This window comes from Pseudomonas sp. PA-1-6B, from assembly GCF_021609545.1.
GTDB classification, from domain to species: Bacteria; Pseudomonadota; Gammaproteobacteria; order Pseudomonadales; family Pseudomonadaceae; genus Aquipseudomonas; species Aquipseudomonas fluorescens_BV.
Genome location: NZ_WJZM01000082.1, coordinates 1 through 23,653, shown reverse-complemented (window position 1 = coordinate 23,653; position 23,653 = coordinate 1). Strand labels below are relative to the sequence as shown.

The window sequence follows — 23,653 nt, the reverse complement described above, 5'->3', positions numbered from 1 at the left end:
AAGCCACACCGCGCATCCACTGAACGCTTGCGGTGAATGGGTTGGGGCCGCTTCGCTGCCCAGCGGGAGCAAGCTCCCTCGCCACAAGGGTTTGTGCATAGGGTTTGCGAGCGTGAAAATAATCGTGTAATTTTTCATGAAATTATTCGAATTAAATTTCATGACCCCTCAAGAAGAACTCGCCACCCTCGCGGCGCTGATCCACGACCTGCGCAAGCACAAGAAGCTCACCCTGGCCCAACTTGCGCAAAAAATCGAACGGTCGGTGGGGTTTCTGTCCCAGGTCGAACGTGGCCTGTCGCGCCCGACCGTGGCCGATTTAACCGCCATCAGTCACGCCCTCGATGTGCCCACCACCTATTTCTACAGCCGGCCCAAACCCAAGGCGGTGGATTGGGTCACACGCCCCAACGAGCGGCGCACGGTGTATTACGCCAATGGCATCACCGACATCCTGGTGTCGCCGAGCATGCACGGCGCGTTCTCGATGCTCGATAGTCTGTTGGCCCCCGGTGCCAACAGCGGTGAGCAAAGCATGAGCGACCGCGCCGAGCAGGCCGGTTTTGTGCTGGAGGGCGAGCTGACGCTGTGGGTTGAGGGTGAGCCCGATGCGGTCACTCTCTACGAAGGCGACAGTTTCCACCTCGCCAGTTTCGCCCACTGCCGCTATGCCAACCTGACCGACCTGCCCGCCCGCGTCTTGTGGGTTTACAACTAGGAGCTGCACCCGTGAAAAGCCATTCCTCCACGTTGCTGGCCGAAGTACGGAGCTTTCGCCAGAACCACCCCGACGTGCGCTATGTCGACCTGATCGCCCTGGATATTCCCGGGCATTTCTACGGCAAGCGCTACCCCGTGGAGATGCTTGAAAAAGTCGCCGCTGGCAGCCCGCTGAAGCTGCCGCAGAATGCGGTATTGCTGGGGGTCCAGGGGGGGTTGTTCAAGATTGGCGACTACTGCTTCAACGACGGCGACCCGGACGCCAATCGCCGATTGGTGCCCGGCACGCTCAAACCGGTGAACTGGGAGTCGCAGCCATTGGGACAAATGCTCATCACCTCGGACGGCACCGAAGCGCCCATCGAATTCGAACCCCGCGAAGTCCTGGCCAAGGTCCTGGAACGCTTGCAGCATCAGGGCATTCATCCCGTGGTGGCGTTTGAGCTGGAGTTCTACCTGTTCGATAAACAGCTGGAAAACGGCCTGCCACAATTTGCCCGCGACCCGCTCTGTGGGGATGCCGACGACCAGCCCAACCTGCATATCGAACGGCTGTCGCGTTTCAGCGACGTGCTCGACGACATGGCGCAAACCGCCAAGGACCAAGGCATCGACATCACGGTGATCACCGCCGAGATCGGCCCCGGCCAGTTCGAGATCAACTTCGGCCATTGCGATGACGGCCTGCGCGCCGCCGACTGGGCCGCCCTGTTCTGCCGCAGCACCCGTGGCGTCGCGCTCAACCATGGTTACCGCGCCAGCTTCATGGCCAAACCCTACCTGCAATTTCCCGGCAGCGGCATGCACGTGCATGTCAGCCTTTACGATGCAGCGGGCAATAACTTGCTAGCGGCCCATCAGCAGCAGCCACTGCGCCACGCCGTAGCCGGTTGCCTGGAATTGCTGCCCCACTGCATGCCGATCTTCTCGCCCAACCACAACGCCTTCCGCCGCCTGGGCGGCACGGTCAACGCTGCGACGCGGGCGAGCTGGGGCTTTGAAGACCGCGATGCCTGTGTGCGCATCCCCGAGTCCGACCCGCGCAACCTGCGGATCGAGCACCGCCTGGCCAGCGCCGATGCCAACCCTTACCTGGTGCTGGCGGCAATCCTGGTGGGCCTGGAGCACGGGCTTGAGGCCAAGCGCGAACCCATCGCGCCATTGAACGAAGACCGCAACAGCGGCACCGATTTCCCGGTGGAAATGCTCGACGCCGTGCGTGCCATGCAGCAGCAACCAATACTGCGCGACAAGCTGGGCGCGGAATTTGTCGAGGTGTATTGCGAGAACAAACGCCAGGATCACCTGGCCTTTCAACAAGAGATCCATGCGCGAGAATATCGCTGGTTTCTCTGACCCAACCATGGAAATGCAGATGAGCGACCAAGCCGCCCCGGCCCTCAAGGAAATCTTCAACATCGAACGCCTGCAACACATCGCCACCGAAATGACTGTGGTGTACCCGGCGTTCGACGCCAAGGGTTTTCTCCAGCACGCTTGCGTCGGGCTGGCCGATTTATCGGTGATGCAACGCATGGCCCGGGTCAGCGAGAGCCTGCACGCGGTGATCCCGCTGGATTATGAGCAAACCCTCAAGCTGCTTTACGCTCTGGCACCGCGCATCAACAGCGGCTTTGTCAGCCTGTTCCTGGCGCATTACGTGGCGAGTTATGGCCTGGGTGATTTCAAACGTTCAATGGCCGCGCTGAAGTTTTTCACCACCTTTGGTTCGGCCGAGTTCGCCATTCGCCACTTCTTACTGCACGATTTCGAGCGCACCTTGGCAGTGATGCAGCAATGGTCGCTGGATGGCAACGAACACGTACGCCGCCTGGCCAGTGAAGGCTCACGCCCTCGCCTGCCTTGGTCGTTTCGCCTCGCCAACGTGCAGGCCAACCCCGAGTTATGTGCGTCGATCCTGGATAACCTCAGGGCCGACAGCAGCCTCTATGTGCGCAAGTCGGTGGCCAACCACCTCAATGACATCACCAAGGACCACCCCGACTGGGTGCTCAACGTGCTCGAAGGCTGGAACCTGGCCAACGCCCACACCGCCTGGATCGCTCGCCATGCGTTGCGCAGCTTGATCAAGCAAGGGAACACCCGCGCGCTGACGATCATGGGGGCCGGAGCCAAGGCTGAGGTGACGATCCGTGGACTGAGCGTCACCCCCGCCGTGATCCGATTGGGCGAGCGGATCAATCTGTCATTCCAGCTGGATTCCACCGCCACCCACGCGCAAAAACTGGTGGTGGACTACGCCATCGACTACGTAAAAAGCGCTGGCCACAGCGCATCCAAAGTGTTCAAGCTCAAGGCTTTTACCTTGGGCGCCGGCGAACGGCAGACCATCAACCGCGAGCAGCACATCCGCGAATTGACCACGCGCAAGCACTACCCCGGCACGCATCGGATACATGTTTTGATCAACGGTGAACGCCTGGCCAGTGCAGAGTTCGAACTGCTGAAACCTTGACACAAATCAAACAAAAGGCTCTAGCGCGGGCCTTTCAGCCCGATAAATTGTCGAACAATCCTGGCCTTTGCCGTTGAGATCCATTATCATCCGGCGCCTTCTCGCTACCCGCCGGGTAGCTGTTTCAATGTGTCACCCGAGGCGCCCATGTACCGTTTTTCGTTTCACCGCCCTTTGATTGCCATCAGCCTGGGGCTGGTTTCCCATTCCGTCAGCGCAGCCCTGCAACCCATAGCCGAAGCCCCGCTGGCCAGTGACACCGAGCTGCACTGCCACTTCAACCGCGACGCCAGCACCGACTGCACCACCACTTACCGCTACACGATCCTCAAGGCCAACGGCCGCGAAATGCTTTCGCGCATCGACTTCGACTACTCCGAAGCCGACACCTTTGAAGTGGTCAGCGCTCAGTCCACCCAGCCTGGCGCCAAGCCCGTCGCCCTGGCCGCCACGCAAATCGATACCCGCAGCGCACCCAACCCGGACCAAGGCTTCAGCCGCGACAAACAAACCTCCCTGGCCTTCCCCAACCTGCGCGTGGGCACGCAGATCCGCTACACGGTACGCCAGCATTACCCGGCCAAACCGCTGATGACTCAGTTCCACTATGTGCTCAAATTCGGGCCCAGCTCAGCCCGCCGCGATCGCTTCAAGGCGCGCTTTACCGCCGAACGGCCGATGCAGTGGCGCAGCGAATTGTTCGACGGTTTCAAGGTAACCCCTTCGAGCAACGGCAAGACCCTGGATGTGGTGCAAAAAGCCCCCACCTATCTCAACTACATCAATGAATCCTCCGCTGCCGCCCTGCTGCGCGTCCCACGCCTTGAAGTGGGTAGCGCCGTGGACCGCCAGGCGTACTTCGGTGATTTCGCCCAGCGTTACAACCAGATCCTCGGCGCTACCCTGCCGGCGCAAGCCGCCGCCGCGGTGGCCTCCGCACGCAGCCTGGCGCCCGCTGAGCAAGTCTCGGCAATGATGCAGCACATCAATGATCACTACCGCTACCTGGGCGACTGGCGCGCCAGCGAGCGTGGTTATGTACCGTTCAGCCTCGCGGAAATCGAGCAGCACGGCTACGGCGACTGCAAGGACCTGGCGACCCTGCTGACGGCCATGCTCAAGGCCAGCGGCATCAAGGCTGAGACCGCATGGGTCAGCCGTGGCGACGTGGTCGATGCCCTGCTGATTCCTGGCACCCAGGCGCCGAACCACGCCATCGTGCGTGCCGAAGTGAATGGGCAGGTGTGGTGGCTTGACCCGACCAACCCGGTCTTTGCCCCAGGCCAGACCATGCCCGATATTCAGGACCGCTGGGTCTTGGTCAACGACGCCCAGGGCCAGGTGCGTGAAGAACACATCCCACTGGAGCGCCCTGAAGTCTCGATACGCCTGGACAAACAGGTGCAGTACGGCAAAGAGGGAGATGGCGCGGTCAAGGCGACTATTACCTTCAGCCGCCTGCCGCTGATGCAACTGAGCGTCGCAGACCGCCAGCAAGGCACCACCGCCACCGACCAGAACATCTGCGCCAACTTCGGCAACGATATCAGCGACTGCCAGATCACCCGCGAACCCACCCGCTTTGTGGTGCATGACGGCTACAGCGTCACCGCCCGCATGAACGATCAGCGCGCCCTGGAAAAACTGGCCAATGACTATGTCTACACCGACCCGTCCTTGAAAGACCGCTGGGAGGGCTACATCAACTATCGCCGCCAGGGGCAAAAGGCTGACCTTTACCTGGGCAATCCTGAAACCTATGACTACACCTACACCCTGGCAGGCGGGAAGATGGAAAAAGCCATCCCCGGCTGCAAGGTGCGCTCGCCCTGGTACGACCTCGACCTGGACGGAAAACTGGAGGACGGCTCGCTGCGCTATCACTATCGTCTGAGCCAGAAAAAGCGCTGGCTGACCCATGCCGAAGTCACCAGCGATGCGTTCGGAAAGATGATTGAAGAGGCCCGGGCCTGTGCCGAGCAGGTGCATCAGGTGGTGAAACTCTAAGCTGCCCCTGACCCACCCCGATCCAAATGTCGGAGCTGGCTTGCCTGCGATGACGGCCGGTCAGCTTGCACATCAGTGACTGACACACCGCCATCGCAGGCAAGCCAGCTCCCACATTTTAATCCGTGTGTGTGTCAGCGGGATTCGCCGAGCAACAAGCCCTGCTCCCTTGCGCACAGCTCCACCACATAATCCCACAACACCCGCAACCGCACCGACTTGTGCAGCTCCCGGCGCGAACTGATCCAATAGCTGCGCTGGATACCCTCCGCCGGCAGCAACGGCACCAACTCTCCATCCCCAGCCGCCATGAAACATGGCAACACCGCAATGCCCAACCCCGAACGCGCCGCCTGGTGCTGGGCGATCACGCTGGTGCTGTGGAACACCACCCGGGGGCTACGGCAGAAGCTGTTGAGGAACTTCAATTCCTGGCTGAACAGCAGGTCATCGACATAATCGATCCAGGCATGGGCAGAGAGGTCTTCACGTTTTTCGATGGGCGGGTTACGCGCCAGGTAGGCACGGCTGGCGTACAGCGCCAGACGATAATCGGTGAGTTTGCGCGTCACCAGTTGATCGGCGCTGGGGCGTTCCAAGTGAATGCTGATCTCCGCTTCGCGATTGAGGATGCTGACGAAACGCGGCACCGCGACCAGTTCCACCTCCAATCCTGGATAGCGTTCAAACAACCCGCCCATGCGTGCGGCCAGAAACATAACCCCCAGCCCTTCGGCTACGCCAAGGCGAATCTTGCCCAGGGGCGCCGCAGAGTGGGTGAGCTCGTCTTCGGCCAGCAGTGCCACATTTTCCATAGCCTCGGCATGTTTGAGCAATGCTTCGCCGGCAGGCGTCAGTTCATAGCCCTGGGCGTGCTGTACGAACAGCGCCGTGCCGAGGCTTTTCTCGATGGCGTCGATGTGCCGCGCCACGGTGGCATGCGTGGTTTTCAGGCGTTGGGCGGCGGTGAGCAGGCGGCCACTGCGCTGCAACTCGAGAAAAAACCGCAGGTCATTCCAGTCGAACATATCGCCTCCAGAGCCTGGGCCAGCCGGCGTTGTTTAAAAACGCACAGCGGGTGGGTAAAAACTAACATTTTTAAGACGAAAACTAACAACTAGGATGGGCCCAATAAGAAAAACAAGCGAGACCCCAGATGCCCAATGCAACTGCTGAATACGATTACATCGTCGTCGGCGCCGGCCCTGCCGGATGCCTGCTGGCCAATCGTCTGTCCGCCAACCCGGCTCACCGTGTCCTGCTGCTGGAAGCCGGTGGCCGCGACAACTACCCCTGGATCCATATCCCCGTCGGCTACCTGTTCTGCATCGGCAACCCACGCACCGACTGGTGCTTCAAGACCGAATCCCAAGCCGGCCTGCAGGGGCGCGCCTTGAGTTACCCACGGGGCAAAGTGCTGGGCGGCTGCTCGTCCATCAACGGCATGATCTACATGCGCGGCCAGGCCCAGGACTACGATGGCTGGGCGGCGGCGGGCAACGCGGGCTGGGCTTGGAAAGACGTACTGCCGCTGTTCAAACAGAGCGAAAACCATTTTGCCGGCGGCTCTGAATTCCACAGCGAGGGCGGCGAGTGGCGCGTCGAGCAACAGCGCCTGTCGTGGCCGATCCTCGATGCGTTTCGTGAGGCGGCTGCCCAAAGCGGCATCGCCAATATCAATGACTTCAACCAGGGCGACAACGAGGGCTGCGGTTACTTCCAGGTCAACCAGAAAGCCGGTGTGCGCTGGAATGCGGCCAAGGCGTTCCTCAAGCCGATCCGCCAGCGCCCCAACCTCACCGTGCTGACTGAGGTAGAGGTTGAGCGTGTGCTACTGGAAAACGGTCGTGCCTCGCAGGTACTGGGACGCCAACACGGCCAGGCACTGAGCTGGAAGGCGCGCAAAGAGATCGTACTGTGCGCCGGCTCGGTGGGTTCGCCGGGCATTCTGCAACGCTCAGGAATCGGCCCTTCCCATGTGCTCAAGCCGCTGGGTATCAACGTGGTGCACGAGCTGCCAGGCGTTGGCGGCAACCTGCAAGATCACCTGCAACTGCGCCTGATCTACAAGCTGGAAAATGCCCGCACCCTGAACCAGATCGCCGGCACATTGTGGGGCAAGATGGGCATGGGCCTGCGCTACCTGTACGACCGCAGCGGCCCGCTGTCGATGGCGCCCAGCCAGCTTGGCGCGTTTGCCCGCTCCGGCCCGGAGCAGACCTCGGCCAACCTGCAATACCATGTGCAGCCACTGTCCCTGGAACGCTTTGGCGAACCGTTGCACGGCTTCCCGGCATTTACCGCGTCGGTCTGCGACCTGCGCCCGCAAAGTCGCGGCCGGGTGGATATCCGTTCGACCAACCCGGCGGATGCGCCGCTGATACAGCCTAATTACCTCAGCCACCCCGAAGACTTGCGCGTGGCCGCCGACGCTATTCGCCTGACCCGGCGCATCGTCGCCGCTCCGGCCCTGAGCCAGTTCAAACCGGTGGAATACCTGCCCGGCGAAGCCCTGCAAACTGAAGAACAACTGCACGAGGCCGCCGCACGGATCGGCACCACGATTTTCCATCCGGTGGGCACCTGCCGCATGGGCGATGACAAAGACGCCGTGGTCGACAGCCAGCTGCGCGTACACGGCATTCCCGGCCTGCGCATTGCCGATGCGTCGATCATGCCGCGCATTACCTCCGGCAATACCTGCTCACCCACGCTGATGATCGCGGAGAAGGCCGCGCAGCTAATCCTGTCACCCAACACTGCAGGAGCGAGCTTGCTCGCGAAAAACCCACCAGCACCGCGCACCACAGGGCACCCCGCGTAACCATTAACGCTATATGAAGTTGAAAAACACCGGCGCCGAGGTCAGCGCCGACAGTGGAACAACAATAAATAATCACTGTGAGGGACACCCGATGTCAGAACATGCTCAACCCCTGGGCTCGGCGGCCAGTGCAAGTACCGCCAACGAATCAAGAAAGGTCATCTTTGCCTCCTCTTTGGGGACGGTGTTCGAGTGGTATGACTTTTTCCTCTACGGCGCCCTGGCGGCGGTGATCAGCAAGCAGTTCTTTGCCGGGGTCAACGACACCACGGCGTTTATCTTTGCCTTGATGGCCTTTGCCGCAGGCTTTGTAGTGCGGCCATTCGGTGCGCTGGTGTTCGGCCGCCTGGGCGATATGATCGGGCGCAAATATACCTTCCTCGTGACCATCATCCTGATGGGCGTGGCAACCTTCTGCGTCGGGTTGCTGCCGACCTACGCCAGCATCGGCATTGCTGCGCCGATCATCCTCATTGTGCTGCGCATGCTGCAGGGCCTGGCGCTGGGCGGTGAGTACGGTGGCGCCGCCACCTACGTGGCCGAGCATGCGCCACCGGGCAAGCGCGGCCTGCACACCAGCTGGATTCAATCCACCGCCACCCTGGGCCTGCTGCTGTCGCTGCTGGTAGTGCTGGCCTGCCGTTACTTCACCGGCGATCAGTTCGAAGTGTGGGGCTGGCGCATTCCGTTCCTGTTTTCCATCGTGCTGCTGGGCATCTCGACCTGGATCCGCATGAGCCTGCACGAGTCGCCCGCCTTCTTGAAGATGAAAGAGGAAGGCAAGGCCTGCAAGGCGCCGATTCGCGAGTCCTTCGGCAAATGGGAAAACCTCAAGGTGGTGCTGATCGCCCTATTCAGCATCAACGGCGGGCAGGCGGTGACCTTCTACGCGGCGCAGTTTTATGTGCTGTTCTTCCTCACCCAGTTCCTGCGCATGGACCCGGCCCTGGCCAATATGCTGTTGATCATCAGCGTAGTGATCGGCGCGCCGTTCTTTATCCTGTTTGGCTGGCTGTCGGACAAGGTCGGGCGCAAGCCGGTGCTGATGCTCGGCCTGCTGCTGGCGACCGTGCTGTACTTCCCGATCTTCAAGGGCCTGGCGCACTACACCAACCCTGCAATGGACCAGGCCAGCCAACAGGCGCCGATCACCGTACTGGCCGACCCGGCCACCTGCACCTTCCAGTTCGACCCAGTAGGCAAGGCTCGTTTTGACAGCCCCTGCGACAAGGTCAAGACCTTCCTGGTCAAACAAGGCCTGCCCTACAGCAGCGCCGCCGCCCCTGCGGGCAGCCCGGTGCAAGTGAGCGTCGGCGATGTGCGTATCGACGGCTTTGATGAAGCGGCCCTGCGTGGCGCCGTGGCCCTGGCCGGTTACCCGTCATCGGCGGATGTGGCCCAGGTCAACAAGGTCATGGTGGTGGTGCTGATCGTCGTGCTGATCCTGATCGCAGCCATGTGCTACGGGCCCTTGGCGGCGCTGATGGTGGAGCTGTTTCCGACGCGCATCCGCTACACCTCGATGTCCCTGCCCTACCACATCGGTAACGGTTGGTTTGGCGGGTTCCTGCCGACGGTGTCGTTTGCCTTGGTGGTGTACACCGGCGATATCTTCTATGGGTTGTGGTACCCGGTGGTGGTGACGGGCGTGAGCCTGATCGTCGGGTTGTTCTGCCTCAAGGAAACCCGGCATGTGGATATCGAAAACAACTGATACCTCTGCCCTGTAGGAGCGAGCTTGCTCGCGAAGAATCTGAGAGCAACGCGGGGCACCAGGCGCCCCGCGTCATCGTTAACGACCTTCGCGAGCAAGCTCGCTCCTACAGCGGCGTATGGCACCCACACAAATTGCTGTACATCCATACAGATAATGGTTGCTCAAACCCCTTCAAATAAGCATCCTGCAAGGCATCAACCCGATCTGATGTGATGACCATGCGGCTGTACCTCTGTGAAAAACCCTCCCAGGCCAAGGACATCGCGGCCGTGCTCGGCGCCAGCCGCCGCGGCGATGGGTGCTGGCTGGGTAATGGAGTCACGGTCACCTGGTGCATCGGCCACCTGCTGGAAACCGCCCCGCCCGACGCCTACGACGCCAAATACAAACGCTGGGTGCTGGCCGACCTGCCGATCGTCCCGGATAAATGGAAAATGCTGGTCAAGCCCAAGACCGCCAGCCAATACAAGGCCGTCAAGCGCTTGCTGGGGGAAGCCCAGGAACTGGTGATCGCCACCGACGCCGACCGTGAAGGCGAGATGATCGCCCGTGAACTGGTGGAACACTGCCGCTACCGCGGGCCGATCCAGCGGTTGTGGCTGTCGGCCCTCGACGACGCCTCCATTCGCAAGGCCCTGGCGGCACTCAAACCCGGTGCAGAAACCTTCAGCCTGTATCACTCGGCCCTGGGGCGCTCGCGCGCCGACTGGCTGATCGGCATGAACATGAGCCGCCTGTTTACCCTGCTGGGGCGCCAATCCGGTTACCAGGGCGTACTCCCGGTAGGCCGGGTGCAAACCCCGACCCTGCGCCTGGTGGTGGACCGTGATCGCAGCATTGCCGACTTCGTGCCGGTGGCCTACTGGGCCATTGATGTCGACCTGCGCCACGATCACATCACCTTCACCGCCCAATGGCGCGCCCCTGAAGATGCCTGTGACGACCAGGGCCGTTGCCTCAACCCGCAACTGGCGCGGGACACCGCCGACGCCATGCTCAACGCCGCCACGGCGCGGCTGGTGAAGCTGCGTACCGAGCGCATGCGCGAAGTGGCGCCCCTGCCCTTCGACCTCGGCACCTTGCAGGAGATCTGTTCGAAGAAGCTCGGCCTGGGTGCCCAGGAAACCCTGGATATCGCCCAATCCCTGTACGAAACCCACAAGGCCATCACCTACCCGCGCAGCGATTGCGGCTACCTGCCATTGAGCCAGCACAGTGAAGCGCCGAAGATTCTTGCGGCGCTGGGCCGTGCGGACACGGCGGTCAACGAGCTGATGTCGCACATCGACCCTCGGCGCCGTTCGCGAGCCTGGAACGACGCGAAAGTCAGCGCCCACCACGGCATCATCCCCACCGGAGCCGGCAAGGAGGTCAGCCAACTGACCGGCAAGCACCGTGCGGTCTATACGCTGATTCGTGCGCGCTACCTGGCGCAGTTCCTGCCCAACCATGAATACGACCGCACCCAGGCCGATTTCGACTGTGCCGGCCAGGCGTTGCGCGCGGTGGGCAAAGTCATTATTGAACCGGGCTGGAAACGCGCCTTGCCCGAAGCGCTGGCACCCGCCAAAGGTCGCGAAGCGCCTGCGCCCCAAGCTTTGCCGACGCTGGTGCAGGGCCTCGACTACGCCGTGGCCAAGGTCAACCTCAAGGACCTGTGGACCCAGCCGCCCAAGCCCTTTACCGAAGGCGACCTGATCAAGGCCATGAAAAACGTCGCCAAGCTGGTGGAGGACCCGTTGCTCAAGCAAAAACTCAAGGACACCACGGGCATCGGCACCGAGGCCACCCGCGCCGGGATCATCCAGGGCTTGCTGGATCGCGGTTATCTGGTGAAAAACGGCAAGGCCCTGTCGGCAACCCCGGCCGCGTTCAGCCTGATCGACGCGGTGCCCCGGGCCATCGCCGACCCCGGCACCACCGCCATCTGGGAACAGGCGCTGGACATGGTGCAAAGCGGCGAAATGAGCCTGGAGGAATTCGTCGCCAAGCAAGCGGCGTGGATGAGCAAGCAGGTGGCACGCTGTAACGGCATGCGCATGACTATCACTGGCCCCGCCAGCCCGGCTGGCCGAGGTGCAACGCCGTGGAAAAAGAAGCGCAAGGCCGCCCCACGTAAAGCTGGCACCAGCCCCAAGCGCGGAAAAAAACCGGCAAATGCGGAATAAATACCGAAAAAAACTGGCACATGACGTTTTTCGACAGGTTTAACGCCGCATTGGCCCTTGCTCCGGCGGGTTCGGTCTAGGATTCTGTAGGGGATCTGGACTACCAACAACAACACCGGAGTGGCCGCCATGAAGACCGTTGCACAACTGCTGAAAGCCAAGGACCAGAAAAACCAGGACGTCCACACGATCAAATGGGACCACACCGTGTTTGAAGCGCTGGTGCGGATGTCCGAGAAAAACGTCGGTGCCTTGCCAGTGGTCAGGGATGACGTGGTGGTCGGCATCATCAGTGAACGGGATTACGCACGTAAAATCATGCTCAAGGGCCTCTCGTCAGTTACCACCAAGGTCCATGAGGTGATGAGCTCGCCGGTGATCACTGTGGATACTCACAAGAGTGTCGAGGAATGCATGAACATCATGACCGACAGTCACCTGCGCCACCTGCCGGTGGTCGAAGACGGCAAACTGCTGGGCCTGCTGTCTATCGGTGACCTGGTCAAGGAAGCAATTGCCGAACAAGCGGCCTTGATCCAGCAGCTGGAACAGTACATCCGCGGCGAATAGGGGGAACCCATGCTCGACACGCTGGACCATCAGGAAGACCACCTCGACACCCTGCACCGGGCCATGACCGGCCGGCGTTTCCTGGTGCTGACCGGCGCAGGGATCAGTACATCTTCGGGTATCCCGGACTACCGGGACGGGGAAGGTGTACGCCGGGGCAAGCCACCGATGATGTACCAGGAATTCCTCGCCACTCCCGAGGCGCGGCGCCGCTACTGGGCGCGGGCGATGCTGGGGTGGCCACGGGTGCGCATTGCCCAGCCGAACAAGGCCCACCTGGCGCTCGCGACGCTGCAGCACCTTGGCCATATCAGCGGGTTGATCACGCAGAACGTCGACACCTTGCATGACCAGGCCGGCAGCCAGGATGTGATCGAGCTGCATGGCAGCTTGCATCGGGTGCTGTGCCTGGATTGCCAATTGCGTAGCGAGCGCGACGTGATCCAGCGGCAGATGGAGGTCGATAACCCGCACATGGCAAAGGTTCATGCGGTGCAAGCGCCGGATGGCGACACCTTGCTCGATCCGGCGTTTGAACAGTGCTTTCAGGTACCCCGCTGCCCGCACTGCAATGGCGAACGGCTGAAACCGGATGTGGTGTTCTTTGGCGAGAACGTCGCGCCGGCGACGGCGCTCAAGGCAATGACGGCGGTAGAGCATGCCGAAGGGCTGTTGGTGGTGGGGTCGTCGCTGATGGCCTATTCGGCGTTTCGCCTGTGCAAGGCGATGGTTGAACAGGGTAAGCCGGTGATTGCCATCAACCTGGGCAAAACTCGAGGGGATGAGCTGTTGCAGGTGAAGATCCAGGCGTCTTGCGAGCAACTGTTACCCTTATTGACCGAGAGATTGAGATAGCGACACATCAACATGTGGGAGCTGGCTTGCCTGCGATAGCAGTGTGTCAGGCATACATGTACCCACTGACGCACCGCCATCGCAGGCAAGCCAGCTCCCACAGGGTTCTGCGTAAATTCGCCACCAAAATCCCGCGACCCACCGCACAGAAAATGACGCCCAAGTCACGTTTTCGCGCATTCCCCCGTCCCCACGGCAATTTATGTAGTGAGCAAAAATAATCACTACATAACCGTTGACGTAACCTTTTTGTCCTTGCATGATCTAGACGTCTCTCGGATCGAGAGCGTTGGTAACAAGCGTTTCGAACAGGCTCGTCTGACCGCCGAGCTGTTTTTCCGGATGTGCACTGCCCACAAGGCAGATCGATGAAGCTGACCGGCCCCGAAAGGGACAGGTACAAGGCGCTCAAACGCGGCTTGTCTTCGCAATCAGAGCATTGCGTAGCAGTTCATCAGCAAGACTACATGCATCAGCTTCAAGACCCTGCCCGTATTCGGCAGCCCGTCGCTGACGCCCGGTTTTAGTGACCGGAGACAACTTACTGGTATTAACGAATCAACTGATAGATCGCCAACTGGTCAAGGGGCTTACACATGAATCTGAACAACCAACCAACTATCGATGAATTGGCTGAGATGTTCGCAGCGCAGAAAGACACACTCGACGACCATATCCTGTGGATTGGCAAATCGGGCGAAGTGCAAATTGACTGCCTGGCGCCCCATACCGAAGAAGCCGAGTTTGACCGTAACAACCGTGAGCTGGCGGCGCGCCTGAAGATGTACCGCCGCGGCCAGGGTTATGTCGGCAAGAAGGCCGCCGCTGATCGCAACTTTATCGAGCAAGTATTCGACACACTTAACAATGCCTGGGCGTCTTTCAAAGACAGCTCGCAAGTTAAAGTGATCGACCGTTACTACTAAGTAGTGCTCAATCAATGTGGGAGTTGGCTTGCCAGCTCCCACATTTGTATTTACCGGTTTAGAAAGTTGGAAACCTGCCCTTCCCCGCCTCATCCCGAAAGATATCAAACAACACCTGCGCCGCCGCCGACAGTTCATGCCCCGGCTTGGTCAGCACCCCAATCGGCCGCTCGATCACCGGGCCGGTCAAGGTAATGCAACGGGCTCCCGCCTCCTCCATCTGCCTGGCGCATAACGCTGGCACTGCACTAACCCCCAAACCGCTGGCAACCATCTTGCCCACCGTCGCCAGTTGGTGGCTTTCCAAGGCAACGGGCAATTTCATCTGCAAGGCGCCGAGGTGTTCTTCCAGCATCACCCGCACAGTGGAAGGCCGCTGCAGGGTGATGAACGGCTGCTCCAACAAGGCTTTCCAGTCGATTTCAGCACGCTGTGCCAAAGCTGAATCTCCCGGGACCACGGCGACAAAGCGATCCAGGTACAACGGCGTGAACGCCAATGACGAACCTTCGGACGGCTCGAACGCCACCCCCAGCTCCACCTGACGGTCGCGCACCATCTCCAGCACCTGCTCATTGATCAGGTCATGCACCGTCACGTTCACCTGAGGGTAACGGGCGCGGAATATCTTCAGGATCGGCGGCAACAGGTTGCCGGCGAACGACGGCATAGCGGCCACCGTGACGCGGCCGCGCTGCAAGGTAAAACGCTGGCGCAGTTCGTCTTCGGCGTTGTCCCAATCGGCAATCAACCGGCGGGCCAGGGGCAGCAGGGACTCACCTTCAGGGGTCAGCGCGACGTTACGGGTATTACGGCTGAACAGGCGCCCGCCCAAGCCTTCTTCCAAGCCCTTGATGGTCAAGCTCAACGCCGATTGAGAGAGGTGCAAACGCTCGCAGGCCGCGGCAAAACTCAGGCTTTGCGCGACGGCGAGAAAGGCACGCATCTGTTTGACGGTCATGACGCAGCTCCGGACGACGATTGGACTATGCTGTTTTCTAAATCAATCAACCTTAAAAAACAACTTAACAAATCAATCCGCTGGCGCAACACTCAACTCACTGGCTGGACCACAAACAATAAAAGAGGTGCATATGGCAGGTTTCGATAAACGCGTGGCGTCCTATGAAGAAGCGCTGGCAGGCCTGGAAGACGGCATGACCGTGCTCTCCGGTGGTTTTGGCCTGTGTGGCATTCCGGAAAACCTCATTGCCGAAATCAAGCGCAAAGGCACCCGCGACCTGACGGTGGTTTCCAACAACTGCGGCGTCGATGGCTTCGGCCTGGGCGTGCTGCTGGAACAGAAGCAGATCAGCAAAGTGATCGCTTCCTACGTGGGTGAAAACGCCCTCTTCGAGAAACAACTGCTCAGCGGCGAGATTGAGGTGGTGCTTACCCCTCAAGGCACCCTGGCAGAAAAAATGCGCGCAGGCGGTGCCGGCATCCCGGCCTTCTTTACCGCCACCGGTGTCGGCACCCCCGTTGCCGAAGGCAAGGAGACCCGCGAATTCAAGGGTCGCCCGTATCTGATGGAAGAGTCCATCACCGGAGACTTTGCCATCGTCAAAGGCTGGAAAGCCGACCACTTCGGTAACGTTATCTACCGTCACACCGCCCAGAACTTCAACCCGCTGGCCGCCACCGCCGGCAAGATCACCGTGGTCGAAGTCGAGGAAATCGTCGAACCGGGCGAGCTGGACCCGGCGCAGATCCACACCCCTGGCATCTACGTCGACCGGATCATCTGCGGCACCTTCGAAAAGCGCATTGAACAGCGCACCGTCCGCAAATAATCCCCGTCCAGAACAACAAGAGGAAACAATCATGGCGCTTACCCGCGAACAAATGGCTCAACGCGTTGCCCGCGAGATGCAGGACGGTTACTACGTGAACCTCGGTATTGGCATTCCGACCCTGGTGGCCAACTACATCCCCGACGGTATGGAAGTGATGCTGCAATCGGAAAACGGCCTGCTTGGCATGGGCCCGTTCCCGACCGAAGAAACCATCGACGCCGACATGATCAACGCCGGCAAGCAGACCGTCACCGCACGCATCGGCGCCTCGATCTTCTCTTCCGCCGAGTCGTTCGCGATGATTCGCGGTGGGCATGTCGACCTCACCGTACTGGGCGCATTCGAAGTGGACGTACAGGGCAACATCGCTTCGTGGATGATCCCCGGCAAGCTGGTCAAGGGCATGGGCGGTGCCATGGACCTGGTGGCCGGCGCAGAAAACATCATTGTGATCATGACTCACGCATCCAAAGACGGTGAGTCCAAGTTGCTCAGCCAATGCAGCCTGCCGCTGACCGGTGCCAACTGCATCAAGCGTGTGCTCACGGACCTGGCGTACCTGGAAATCGAAAATGGCGCTTTTGTCCTCAAGGAACGCGCACCTGGCGTCAGCGTTGAAGAGATTGTGAGCAAGACCGCCGGTAAACTGATCGTCCCGGACCACGTTCCAGAAATGCACTTCCAGTGAGGACAGATTCCATGCAAGACGTCGTGATTGTTGCTGCCACCCGCACCGCCGTGGGCAGCTTCCAAGGTTCGCTGGCGAACATTCCGGCCCCGGAACTGGGCGCCGCCGTGATCCGTCGCCTGCTGGAGCAGACCGGCCTGGACCCGGCGCAAGTGGATGAAGTGATCCTCGGCCAGGTGCTCACCGCAGGCAGCGGCCAGAACCCGGCGCGCCAGGCTTCGATCCTTGCCGGCCTACCCCACGCCGTGCCGAGCCTGACCCTGAACAAGGTCTGCGGCTCGGGCCTCAAGGCTTTGCACCTGGGCGCCCAGGCCATTCGTTGCGGCGACGCCGAGGTGATCATTGCCGGTGGCATGGAGAATATGAGCCTGGCCCCGTACGTATTGCCCGCCGCGCGCACCGGGTTGCGCATGGGCCACGCGAAGATGATCGACAGCATGATCACCGACGGCCTGTGGGATGCGTTCAACGATTACCACATGGGCATCACCGCCGAGAACCTGGTGGACAAGTACGGCATCAGCCGCGAAGCCCAGGACGCCTTTGCCGCCGCCTCCCAGCAAAAAGCTGCCGCCGCTATCGAAGCCGGACGCTTTGCCGATGAGATCACGCCAATCCTGATTCCCCAGCGCAAAGGCGACCCGGTGGCCTTCGCGGTGGACGAACAACCCCGCGCCGGCACCACCGCCGAATCCCTGGCCAAGCTCAAGCCTGCGTTCAAGAAAGACGGCAGCGTCACCGCCGGCAACGCCTCCAGCCTGAACGACGGCGCTGCGGCCGTGCTGCTGATGAGCGCCGACAAAGCCAAGGCACTCGGCCTGCCCGTACTGGCGCGTATCGCCAGCTACGCCAACGCGGGCGTCGACCCGGCCATCATGGGCATCGGCCCGGTCTCGGCCACCCGCCGCTGCCTGGACAAGGCCGGCTGGCAGCTTGCGGACCTGGACCTGATCGAAGCCAACGAAGCCTTCGCCGCACAATCACTGGCGGTGGGCAAAGAGCTGGAGTGGGACGCGCAGAAGGTCAACGTCAACGGCGGCGCCATCGCCATCGGCCACCCGATCGGTGCTTCAGGCTGCCGCGTACTGGTGACCCTTCTGCACGAAATGATCAAGCGCGATGCCAAGAAAGGTTTGGCAACGCTGTGCATCGGCGGCGGCCAAGGTGTCGCCCTGGCGCTCGAACGCAACTGAATCGGATCGCTATTGTGGCGAGGGAGCTTGCTCCCGTTGGGCTGCGTAGCAGCCCCACGCCAATAGAGCAACATAGAAAAGGCCCGGCTCCACGAAAAGCCAGGCCTTTTCTTTTATCGATCCCCCTGAATGAACTCGATCAAAATGTGGGAGCTGGCTTGCCTGCGATAGCGGTCTATCAGTCAGATCATTGCTAACTGACACACCGCTATCGCAGGCAAGCCAGCTCCCACATTTGATCTCACTGCCTGTCAGCTTGCGGCACCGCGAACACCGCGCTCGCCCGCAGCACCACACGCTCCTGCACCTGCACCCGCACCTGCAAACTCAGCGTGGCAAACGCCATCAGCCGGGCAAATCCCGGGCAATGCTTTGCGTTAATGGGCCAGACCCGCTTTAATCTCGGCCAATTTCTCCTGCTCATTTCAAGGAAACGCCATGCGCCACCTGGACGGCAACTCCCACCCGCTTCGCGCGCCGCTGTTGATCTTGCTCGCCGGCCTGGCCTTGGCCGGTTGTTCCCCCAAGGACCACTCTCGCGCCACCGTCATCAATGGCGAACAGGGCAAGGCCGGGGCGCAACTGGCCTATGAGCATGAATTGACCCTGGCCCTGCCCGGCGCCCTGCTTGCGCCGCGTATGCAGGCCACTCGTGAGGCGTGTGAAACGGCGCGCTTTGGTGCCTGCAATATCCTTGGCATTACCGAAGACGGCCAGGGTGGCCAGATCATCCTGCGAATCGCGCCCACGGGGGTGGAACCGATGGTCGCCCTGGCGGCAGAAGGCGGTAAGCTCGGCCAGCGCATCACCACTGCCGAAGACCTGGCCGATGCCGTGGCAGATGTGCGCCGCCGCCAGGACCGCCTGCAAGCCCAGCAGCAACGCCTCGATGAACTGGCCAAGCGCAAGGACATCACCGTCAGCGACCTGATCGTCCTCAGCAAAGAGCAAGCCGGCATTGAAAACGAGCTGCAGGAACTGGCTCAGGTTGCCGCCGGCCAGCAACGCCGCCTCGACACCAACCGCGTGACCTTGAACTTCCGTTCCTCCGACGGCGCCAACCAGGTGTCAAGGTTCACCCGGATGTTCAGCAACCTGGGAGACAACCTGGTGAACGGCACCGCAGACGCCCTGGAACGTGCCAGCTATGTGCTGCCCTTCGTGATCCTGGCGTTCCCGGTGGTGTGGTTGTGGGTGGGCTTGTGGCGCCGGTTCGTCAAGCGCCGCAGTTGATCAGCGCTTCATGCAGCGCTGGTAGCGCTCATCCACGCGTTTGGCAAACCAGGCCGTAGTCAGGTTGCGGGTGATCTTCGGGCTCTTGAGCACAATACCCGGCAGGATCGCCCGTGGCAGCGGCTTGCCGGCCGCCTGGTCAGCCAAGGCGAAGACGCGCTTGTACAAGGTGCTGTCCTCAAAATCCAACTGCTCGCCCTGCTCCAGTTGGCTGCGGATGCTCGGGTTGCGCATATCCAACTTCGCCCCCAGTGAACGCACCGCCAGCTCGGTGGTGCCGGGCAACAATGAGCCATAGCGGATCAAATCCCCATCCAGCGCCAGCTCTTTGCCTGAAACACGGCTGACCGCGGCCTGGAACGCGGCATTGCGGCTGGCGTACCAACCGGCGTTGAAATCGGCAAAGCGGTACAGCGGCTGATCGTAGCTCACCGGGTAACCGAGCAAGTGGGCGATGCCGAAGTACATGCCGCCGCGACGGGTGAACACTTCCCGGCGAATCGTGCCGTCCACCGTGTAGGGATAACCCCGCGCCTGTTTCTGCGCAAAGTCGATACTGACCTGCATGGGGCCTGCGGTGTGTACCGGGTTGAACCCGCCAAACAGGGTGTTGCCCAGGGGCGCCATGCTGATGAAGTCGTCGAAGATGCCGCTCAAATCCCTCTCCGTACGGGCGGCATTCAAACGGTCGGCGTAGGTTTTGCCGGTGGGCGAGCGCAGTTGCAAGGCGCTGCGCACCACGAAGGCCGGCACATGCACCTTGCCGGCGCGGCGCAGGATTTCATCCTGGGCGATCTTGCCCATGCCCGGCACCGGCGGGTCGACCTGATAGGTGGACTCCTGCTCGGTCACCGCCAGTACCGCACAGATGTTTTCGGTGCTGGGGTAGATTTTCTGGGCATCGAACGCGGTGTAGATGTCCTGGGCCCAACCGTTGCGGTCCGCGACCTTGGCCGGCAGCAGGCGCGCGATCTGCGCCTTCACCTCGGCTTCACTGCGCTCGGGCTGCTGGGGGCCACGGGAAGTTGAGCACCCGGCCAGCACCAGTAAAGGAATAAGGCAGAGCAGCAGACGGGTTGAATACATGAGGCTTCCTTGGTTAACGACGGGCCGGGCAGTGCTGATATCGACAGGTAAGTCTAACCGGGGTTCGTTGGCATGCCGAACCCAGTGCCTGGCAGTAACTGAAACATCCCACACAACTGCCGGATAAGCTCTACTCCTCACCCCGGCAAACCTCTGCAAAGTCCCTCGCCTGATCAAACGGTGCGAGGGAGTGCAGATGGTTTTTTTCGTGACGCGTGCGGTTGACGGGGCCGCCACTTGAACCCGGCCATTGGCAGGCTGGCGCTGACGCCAATGAACGTGGAAACGGTCGACGTCGAGGGCGTCTTCCGTGACTTTCGCGATTGCTTGAACACCTTTGACGAGTGGGCCAAAAGCTTTTGGAGCTTCTCCGCGCTGGACGTCGAACAGGTGTTCAAGGTCGGGGATGACGTCGCGCTGGTTGCCCCGGTCAATCGCTCCCTGTTTCCCAGCAGCACCATCGCCACCTGCCAGGCCACCGGTACCTTGACCCTGGTGCATATGTTCCAGAGCACGAGGTTCGTACCCATCGGCAACACCCCGGTGATCGTGCAACGCGTTGATCCAAACGGCGGCCCGCTGGGCGAGCCCCTCCATAAGACCATCGGCCCGAGTGGCATCCTCGAAGTTACCGAGTGCGATCGCAACCATCAATACCGGGTGAGTTTCTACCCCAACGTTTCCCAGGATCACCTCAAGGCGCTGTATACGTCCTACCACTCAGTGATCACAGCGTTGGAAGCCCGGCTGCGCAAAGAGTGGACCGACACCTTCAAATCCCAGTGGAAAAATTACATAGCCGCCCACCCGCTTGAGCGGCGCCGCTTGCTGGAAGCGGCTTTTGCCAGTGGGTTAGGCAAGGCGCTTTACAGCCTGTGGGACAACATTGGCCAGCTGTCTGCGCTGCTGGCGGACCTCAAGCCCAACAGCGAAAAGCTACTGCACTACCTTTCGCAAACTGAGCTAGACGAACTGCTGACCCTGGGCAGTGATGCGATAGCCCAGGGCTTGTTGGTGCTCAGTGACGAGCCGCTGCTGTTTATCTACCTGTCGGCTCTGGTCAGCTGGATGCGCATGCTCCCGCCGCCGGAGATGGCGGAACTGTGGGGTGAAATTACCGGTGAGGTGCTGATCAATCTACTGCTGATTCGCGTCTTGGGTGCGATGGGCGTGGTGGTGCGATTGGGGGCTCGTATGCTCAGCCACGTCAAATCCGGGCGGGCGCGGGCGTTGTTGGAATTGCTGGCCAAGCAGGTGGCGGGGCCTCGGCTGGAGTCCCATGTGGAGGCCGCCAAGCCGGTGTTGCTGAGCAGTGCGGCGACGCCGATCAAGGCGGTGCCAGTGGTGCCGTTGAAGGCAGGCGACACGCTGGTTTCGAACCCGGTGCCGATGGTGCGCGGCAAGACCCAGCGCACGACGTTGGTTCGTCAGGAGCCTGTCGATGATGTGCCGGCTGTGGCGTCGAACCCGAAGGGGGATGCGGCGGCGCCTGCGGATAAGACCGTTACCAATGGTTGCCCGGTGTCGATGGTCACCGGCGAGGAACTGCTGACCCTTACCGACGGCGCGCTGGATGGGATCTTGCCGTTTGAGTGGACGCGGCTGTATCGCACCAGTGCGGTGGATGTGGATTGTGGGTTGGGGTTTGGCTGGAGTCATGGGCTGGCCCATCGGCTGGTGGTGTCGGGCGATTCGGTGGTGTGGACTGACCATGAGAACCGCTCGACTACCCTGCCCTTGCCCACCGACTCTCGGCCCGCGATCACCAATAGCCTGGCCGAAGCGGCGATCTATTTGGGAGCCTCGCCTGATGAACTGGTGCTGGCCCAGGCGTCGCGTTTCTACCACTTTCGCGACGGTGTGCTGACAACCATCAGCGATGCGTATGACAACCGGCTGCGCCTTTGCCGGGATCGTTCTGGGCGGATTGAGCGGCTGGATAACGGTGCGGGTCGCTCGTTGCTGTTGCGTTATGAGCGGGATCGCATCGTTGCGGTGGATTACCAGGTTCATCGCGCCAAAGGGCGTGAGCCCTACGTTTGGGAAACCGAGCAGAACATCGTTTCCTACGCCTATGACGAAGCTGGACGACTGGTGTGTGCGACCAATGCCGTCGGTGAAAGCGAGCGTTATCGGTACGACGATCAGCACGTCATTCTTGAACGCCAACTGGCCGGTGGCGCGAGTTTCTTTTGGGAATGGGAACACGCGGGCAAGGCGGCGCGCTGCGTGCGGCATTGGGCGAGTTTTTCGCAGATGGACACGCGCTATGCCTGGGGCGATGACGGGCGTGTCACCGTGCACAACGCTGATGGTAGCCAGGAGGTGTATGTCCATGACCAGCGGGCGCGGTTGGTGCAGAGGATTGATCCGGACGGCGCCACGCACTTTAAATCCTACGACGACCAGGGCCGGCTGACCGTCGAGCAAGACCCGATGGGCGCGGTGACGGCCTATCAATATGACGACGCCGGACGCTTGGTGGCACTGTTTCCGGGGGATGATGAGCCAACGTCCTACGAGCATGACAACGGTTTTGTACGGGTTGTCAGGCGTGGGGAGGCGGTCTGGAAATACGAGCGTAATGAGCAAGGCGATGTTACGCGTAGGACCGATCCCGATGGTGAGGTTACTGACTACAGTTACACCAAGCACGGGCAACTGACTGGGATTTGGTACCCGGATCACAGTTGCCATCGACTGGTGTGGAACGAACGCGGGCAACTGTTTGAAGAGCAATTGCCCAATGGTGGGATCAAGCGTTATCGCTATGACGATCTGGGGCGGCAAGTTGCCTGTGAGGATGAGCATGGTGCGCTGACGCAATATCACTGGGACTGCGTCGGCAGGTTGATTCGCCTCGTCTTGCCAGGCGGCGCCACACGAGAATTTAGCTACAACCCCTACGGCAAAATCATCGCCGAACGCGACGAACTCGGCCACGTCACCCGCTACGAATACGCCGACGGCCTGCACCTGATCAGCCGCCGTCTCAACGCCGACGGCACCCAGGTCAAGTACCGCTACGACAACGCTCGGCTGCTGCTCACCGAGATCGAAAACGAAGCCGGCGAAACCTACCAACTCGACTACCACCCCAACGGCCTGATCCGCCAGGAAACCGGCTTCGACGGCCAGCGCACCGCCTACGTCTACGACCTCAACGGCAACCTGCTGGAGAAGACCGAATACGGCGACGATAACAGTCAGCTAATCACCCGCTACGAGCGCGACCACGCCGGTCGCCTCGTCCGAAAAAACCTGCCCGATGCCAGCGTTGTCGACTATGCCTACGACCGCCAAGGCAACCTCCTCAGCGTCGAAGACGGTCACTGGGCGCTGGCCTACGAATACGACCGCCAAAACCGCCTCACCGCCGAACACCAGGGCTGGG

The 23,653-nt window shown here is 61.1% G+C and carries 18 protein-coding genes; 15 read left to right on the top strand and 3 right to left on the bottom strand.

Features of this window, described 5'->3' with window-relative positions; translation table 11 throughout:
* The first annotated feature begins 160 nt into the window (after positions 1–160).
* The 4 genes from GIV35_RS25535 to GIV35_RS25520 all read left to right on the top strand — a co-directional run bounded on the left by GIV35_RS25535 (position 161) and on the right by GIV35_RS25520 (position 5,203).
* A complete protein-coding gene (locus GIV35_RS25535; RefSeq protein ID WP_213154281.1) occupies positions 161–718 on the top strand; it encodes a helix-turn-helix domain-containing protein in 558 nt (185 codons plus the stop codon).
* An 11-nt stretch (positions 719–729) separates the two neighbouring features.
* On the top strand, positions 730–2,076 hold the full coding sequence (locus GIV35_RS25530; RefSeq protein ID WP_223023466.1) for a glutamine synthetase family protein: 1,347 nt from the start codon (positions 730–732) through the stop codon (positions 2,074–2,076).
* Positions 2,077–2,095: 19 nt separating this feature from the next.
* Positions 2,096–3,196 (top strand): DNA alkylation repair protein, encoded by a 1,101-nt coding sequence (locus GIV35_RS25525; RefSeq protein ID WP_236264356.1) that lies wholly within the window; start codon positions 2,096–2,098, stop codon positions 3,194–3,196.
* A gap of 147 nt (positions 3,197–3,343) precedes the next feature.
* On the top strand, positions 3,344–5,203 hold the full coding sequence (locus GIV35_RS25520) for a DUF3857 domain-containing transglutaminase family protein (RefSeq protein WP_223023464.1): 1,860 nt from the start codon (positions 3,344–3,346) through the stop codon (positions 5,201–5,203).
* Positions 5,204–5,337: 134 nt separating this feature from the next.
* Here the strand turns inward: GIV35_RS25520 and GIV35_RS25515 are convergent, their stop codons facing one another.
* The gene (locus GIV35_RS25515) at positions 5,338–6,231 is read right to left on the bottom strand and encodes a LysR family transcriptional regulator (protein ID WP_034127066.1); all 894 of its coding nucleotides are present in this window, start codon (positions 6,229–6,231) and stop codon (positions 5,338–5,340) included.
* Positions 6,232–6,359: 128 nt separating this feature from the next.
* On the opposite strand from GIV35_RS25515, the gene GIV35_RS25510 reads away from it, so the two are divergent.
* The 6 genes from GIV35_RS25510 to GIV35_RS25485 all read left to right on the top strand — a co-directional run bounded on the left by GIV35_RS25510 (position 6,360) and on the right by GIV35_RS25485 (position 14,263).
* On the top strand, positions 6,360–8,027 hold the full coding sequence (locus tag GIV35_RS25510; RefSeq protein ID WP_105226400.1) for a GMC family oxidoreductase: 1,668 nt from the start codon (positions 6,360–6,362) through the stop codon (positions 8,025–8,027).
* Between the two features lie 91 nt (positions 8,028–8,118).
* On the top strand, positions 8,119–9,741 hold the full coding sequence (locus GIV35_RS25505) for an MFS transporter (RefSeq protein ID WP_105226399.1): 1,623 nt from the start codon (positions 8,119–8,121) through the stop codon (positions 9,739–9,741).
* A gap of 221 nt (positions 9,742–9,962) precedes the next feature.
* The gene (locus GIV35_RS25500; protein WP_236264368.1) at positions 9,963–11,912 is read left to right on the top strand and encodes a DNA topoisomerase III; all 1,950 of its coding nucleotides are present in this window, start codon (positions 9,963–9,965) and stop codon (positions 11,910–11,912) included.
* Between the two features lie 129 nt (positions 11,913–12,041).
* A complete protein-coding gene (locus GIV35_RS25495) occupies positions 12,042–12,482 on the top strand; it encodes a CBS domain-containing protein (RefSeq protein WP_034127063.1) in 441 nt (146 codons plus the stop codon).
* 9 nt (positions 12,483–12,491) lie between these two features.
* Complete coding sequence (locus tag GIV35_RS25490; RefSeq protein ID WP_236264355.1) at positions 12,492–13,337, top strand: NAD-dependent protein deacetylase; 846 nt, start codon at positions 12,492–12,494, stop codon at positions 13,335–13,337.
* A gap of 596 nt (positions 13,338–13,933) precedes the next feature.
* Positions 13,934–14,263 carry a hypothetical protein gene (locus tag GIV35_RS25485; protein WP_003190335.1) on the top strand — a complete coding sequence of 110 codons (330 nt, stop codon included), beginning with the start codon at positions 13,934–13,936 and terminating at the stop codon, positions 14,261–14,263.
* A 58-nt stretch (positions 14,264–14,321) separates the two neighbouring features.
* Here GIV35_RS25485 and GIV35_RS25480 read toward each other — a convergent pair whose 3' ends face one another.
* Positions 14,322–15,224 (bottom strand): LysR family transcriptional regulator, encoded by a 903-nt coding sequence (locus GIV35_RS25480; RefSeq protein ID WP_105226396.1) that lies wholly within the window; start codon positions 15,222–15,224, stop codon positions 14,322–14,324.
* A gap of 133 nt (positions 15,225–15,357) precedes the next feature.
* On the opposite strand from GIV35_RS25480, the gene GIV35_RS25475 reads away from it, so the two are divergent.
* From GIV35_RS25475 to GIV35_RS25460, 4 genes are all read left to right on the top strand, one after another.
* Complete coding sequence (locus GIV35_RS25475; RefSeq protein WP_003190329.1) at positions 15,358–16,056, top strand: CoA transferase subunit A; 699 nt, start codon at positions 15,358–15,360, stop codon at positions 16,054–16,056.
* A 31-nt stretch (positions 16,057–16,087) separates the two neighbouring features.
* Positions 16,088–16,747: a CoA transferase subunit B gene (locus GIV35_RS25470; RefSeq protein ID WP_005786928.1), complete on the top strand. Its 660-nt coding sequence runs from the start codon at positions 16,088–16,090 to the stop codon at positions 16,745–16,747.
* A gap of 11 nt (positions 16,748–16,758) precedes the next feature.
* Complete coding sequence (locus GIV35_RS25465) at positions 16,759–17,940, top strand: acetyl-CoA C-acetyltransferase (protein WP_003190325.1); 1,182 nt, start codon at positions 16,759–16,761, stop codon at positions 17,938–17,940.
* Positions 17,941–18,378: 438 nt separating this feature from the next.
* Positions 18,379–19,173: a DUF4349 domain-containing protein gene (locus tag GIV35_RS25460; protein WP_003190322.1), complete on the top strand. Its 795-nt coding sequence runs from the start codon at positions 18,379–18,381 to the stop codon at positions 19,171–19,173.
* On the opposite strand, the gene GIV35_RS25455 is transcribed toward GIV35_RS25460, so the two are convergent.
* Positions 19,174–20,259, bottom strand: a complete 1,086-nt coding sequence (locus tag GIV35_RS25455) for a DUF1615 domain-containing protein (protein WP_236265897.1) — start codon at positions 20,257–20,259, stop codon at positions 19,174–19,176.
* A 273-nt stretch (positions 20,260–20,532) separates the two neighbouring features.
* Between GIV35_RS25455 and GIV35_RS25450 the strand changes: the two genes are divergently transcribed.
* Positions 20,533–23,653, top strand: a 3,121-nt coding sequence (locus GIV35_RS25450) for a DUF6531 domain-containing protein (protein WP_236489142.1), incomplete at its 3' end; no start/stop codon positions are given.

Bases quoted from the DNA above. Each gene is read 5' to 3' on its own strand.
- GIV35_RS25495 (WP_034127063.1), top strand. From the start codon at position 12,042: ATGAAGACCGTTGCACAACTGCTGAAAGCCAAGGACCAGAAAAACCAG.
- GIV35_RS25455 (WP_236265897.1), bottom strand. From the start codon at position 20,259: ATGTATTCAACCCGTCTGCTGCTCTGCCTTATTCCTTTACTGGTGCTG.
- GIV35_RS25505 (WP_105226399.1), top strand. From the start codon at position 8,119: ATGTCAGAACATGCTCAACCCCTGGGCTCGGCGGCCAGTGCAAGTACC.
- GIV35_RS25460 (WP_003190322.1), top strand. From the start codon at position 18,379: ATGCGCCACCTGGACGGCAACTCCCACCCGCTTCGCGCGCCGCTGTTG.
- GIV35_RS25525 (WP_236264356.1), top strand. From the start codon at position 2,096: ATGAGCGACCAAGCCGCCCCGGCCCTCAAGGAAATCTTCAACATCGAA.
- GIV35_RS25465 (WP_003190325.1), top strand. From the start codon at position 16,759: ATGCAAGACGTCGTGATTGTTGCTGCCACCCGCACCGCCGTGGGCAGC.
- GIV35_RS25470 (WP_005786928.1), top strand. From the start codon at position 16,088: ATGGCGCTTACCCGCGAACAAATGGCTCAACGCGTTGCCCGCGAGATG.
- GIV35_RS25500 (WP_236264368.1), top strand. From the start codon at position 9,963: ATGCGGCTGTACCTCTGTGAAAAACCCTCCCAGGCCAAGGACATCGCG.
- GIV35_RS25480 (WP_105226396.1), bottom strand. From the start codon at position 15,224: ATGACCGTCAAACAGATGCGTGCCTTTCTCGCCGTCGCGCAAAGCCTG.
- GIV35_RS25485 (WP_003190335.1), top strand. From the start codon at position 13,934: ATGAATCTGAACAACCAACCAACTATCGATGAATTGGCTGAGATGTTC.
- GIV35_RS25510 (WP_105226400.1), top strand. From the start codon at position 6,360: ATGCCCAATGCAACTGCTGAATACGATTACATCGTCGTCGGCGCCGGC.
- GIV35_RS25520 (WP_223023464.1), top strand. From the start codon at position 3,344: ATGTACCGTTTTTCGTTTCACCGCCCTTTGATTGCCATCAGCCTGGGG.
- GIV35_RS25515 (WP_034127066.1), bottom strand. From the start codon at position 6,231: ATGTTCGACTGGAATGACCTGCGGTTTTTTCTCGAGTTGCAGCGCAGT.
- GIV35_RS25490 (WP_236264355.1), top strand. From the start codon at position 12,492: ATGCTCGACACGCTGGACCATCAGGAAGACCACCTCGACACCCTGCAC.
- GIV35_RS25475 (WP_003190329.1), top strand. From the start codon at position 15,358: ATGGCAGGTTTCGATAAACGCGTGGCGTCCTATGAAGAAGCGCTGGCA.
- GIV35_RS25535 (WP_213154281.1), top strand. From the start codon at position 161: ATGACCCCTCAAGAAGAACTCGCCACCCTCGCGGCGCTGATCCACGAC.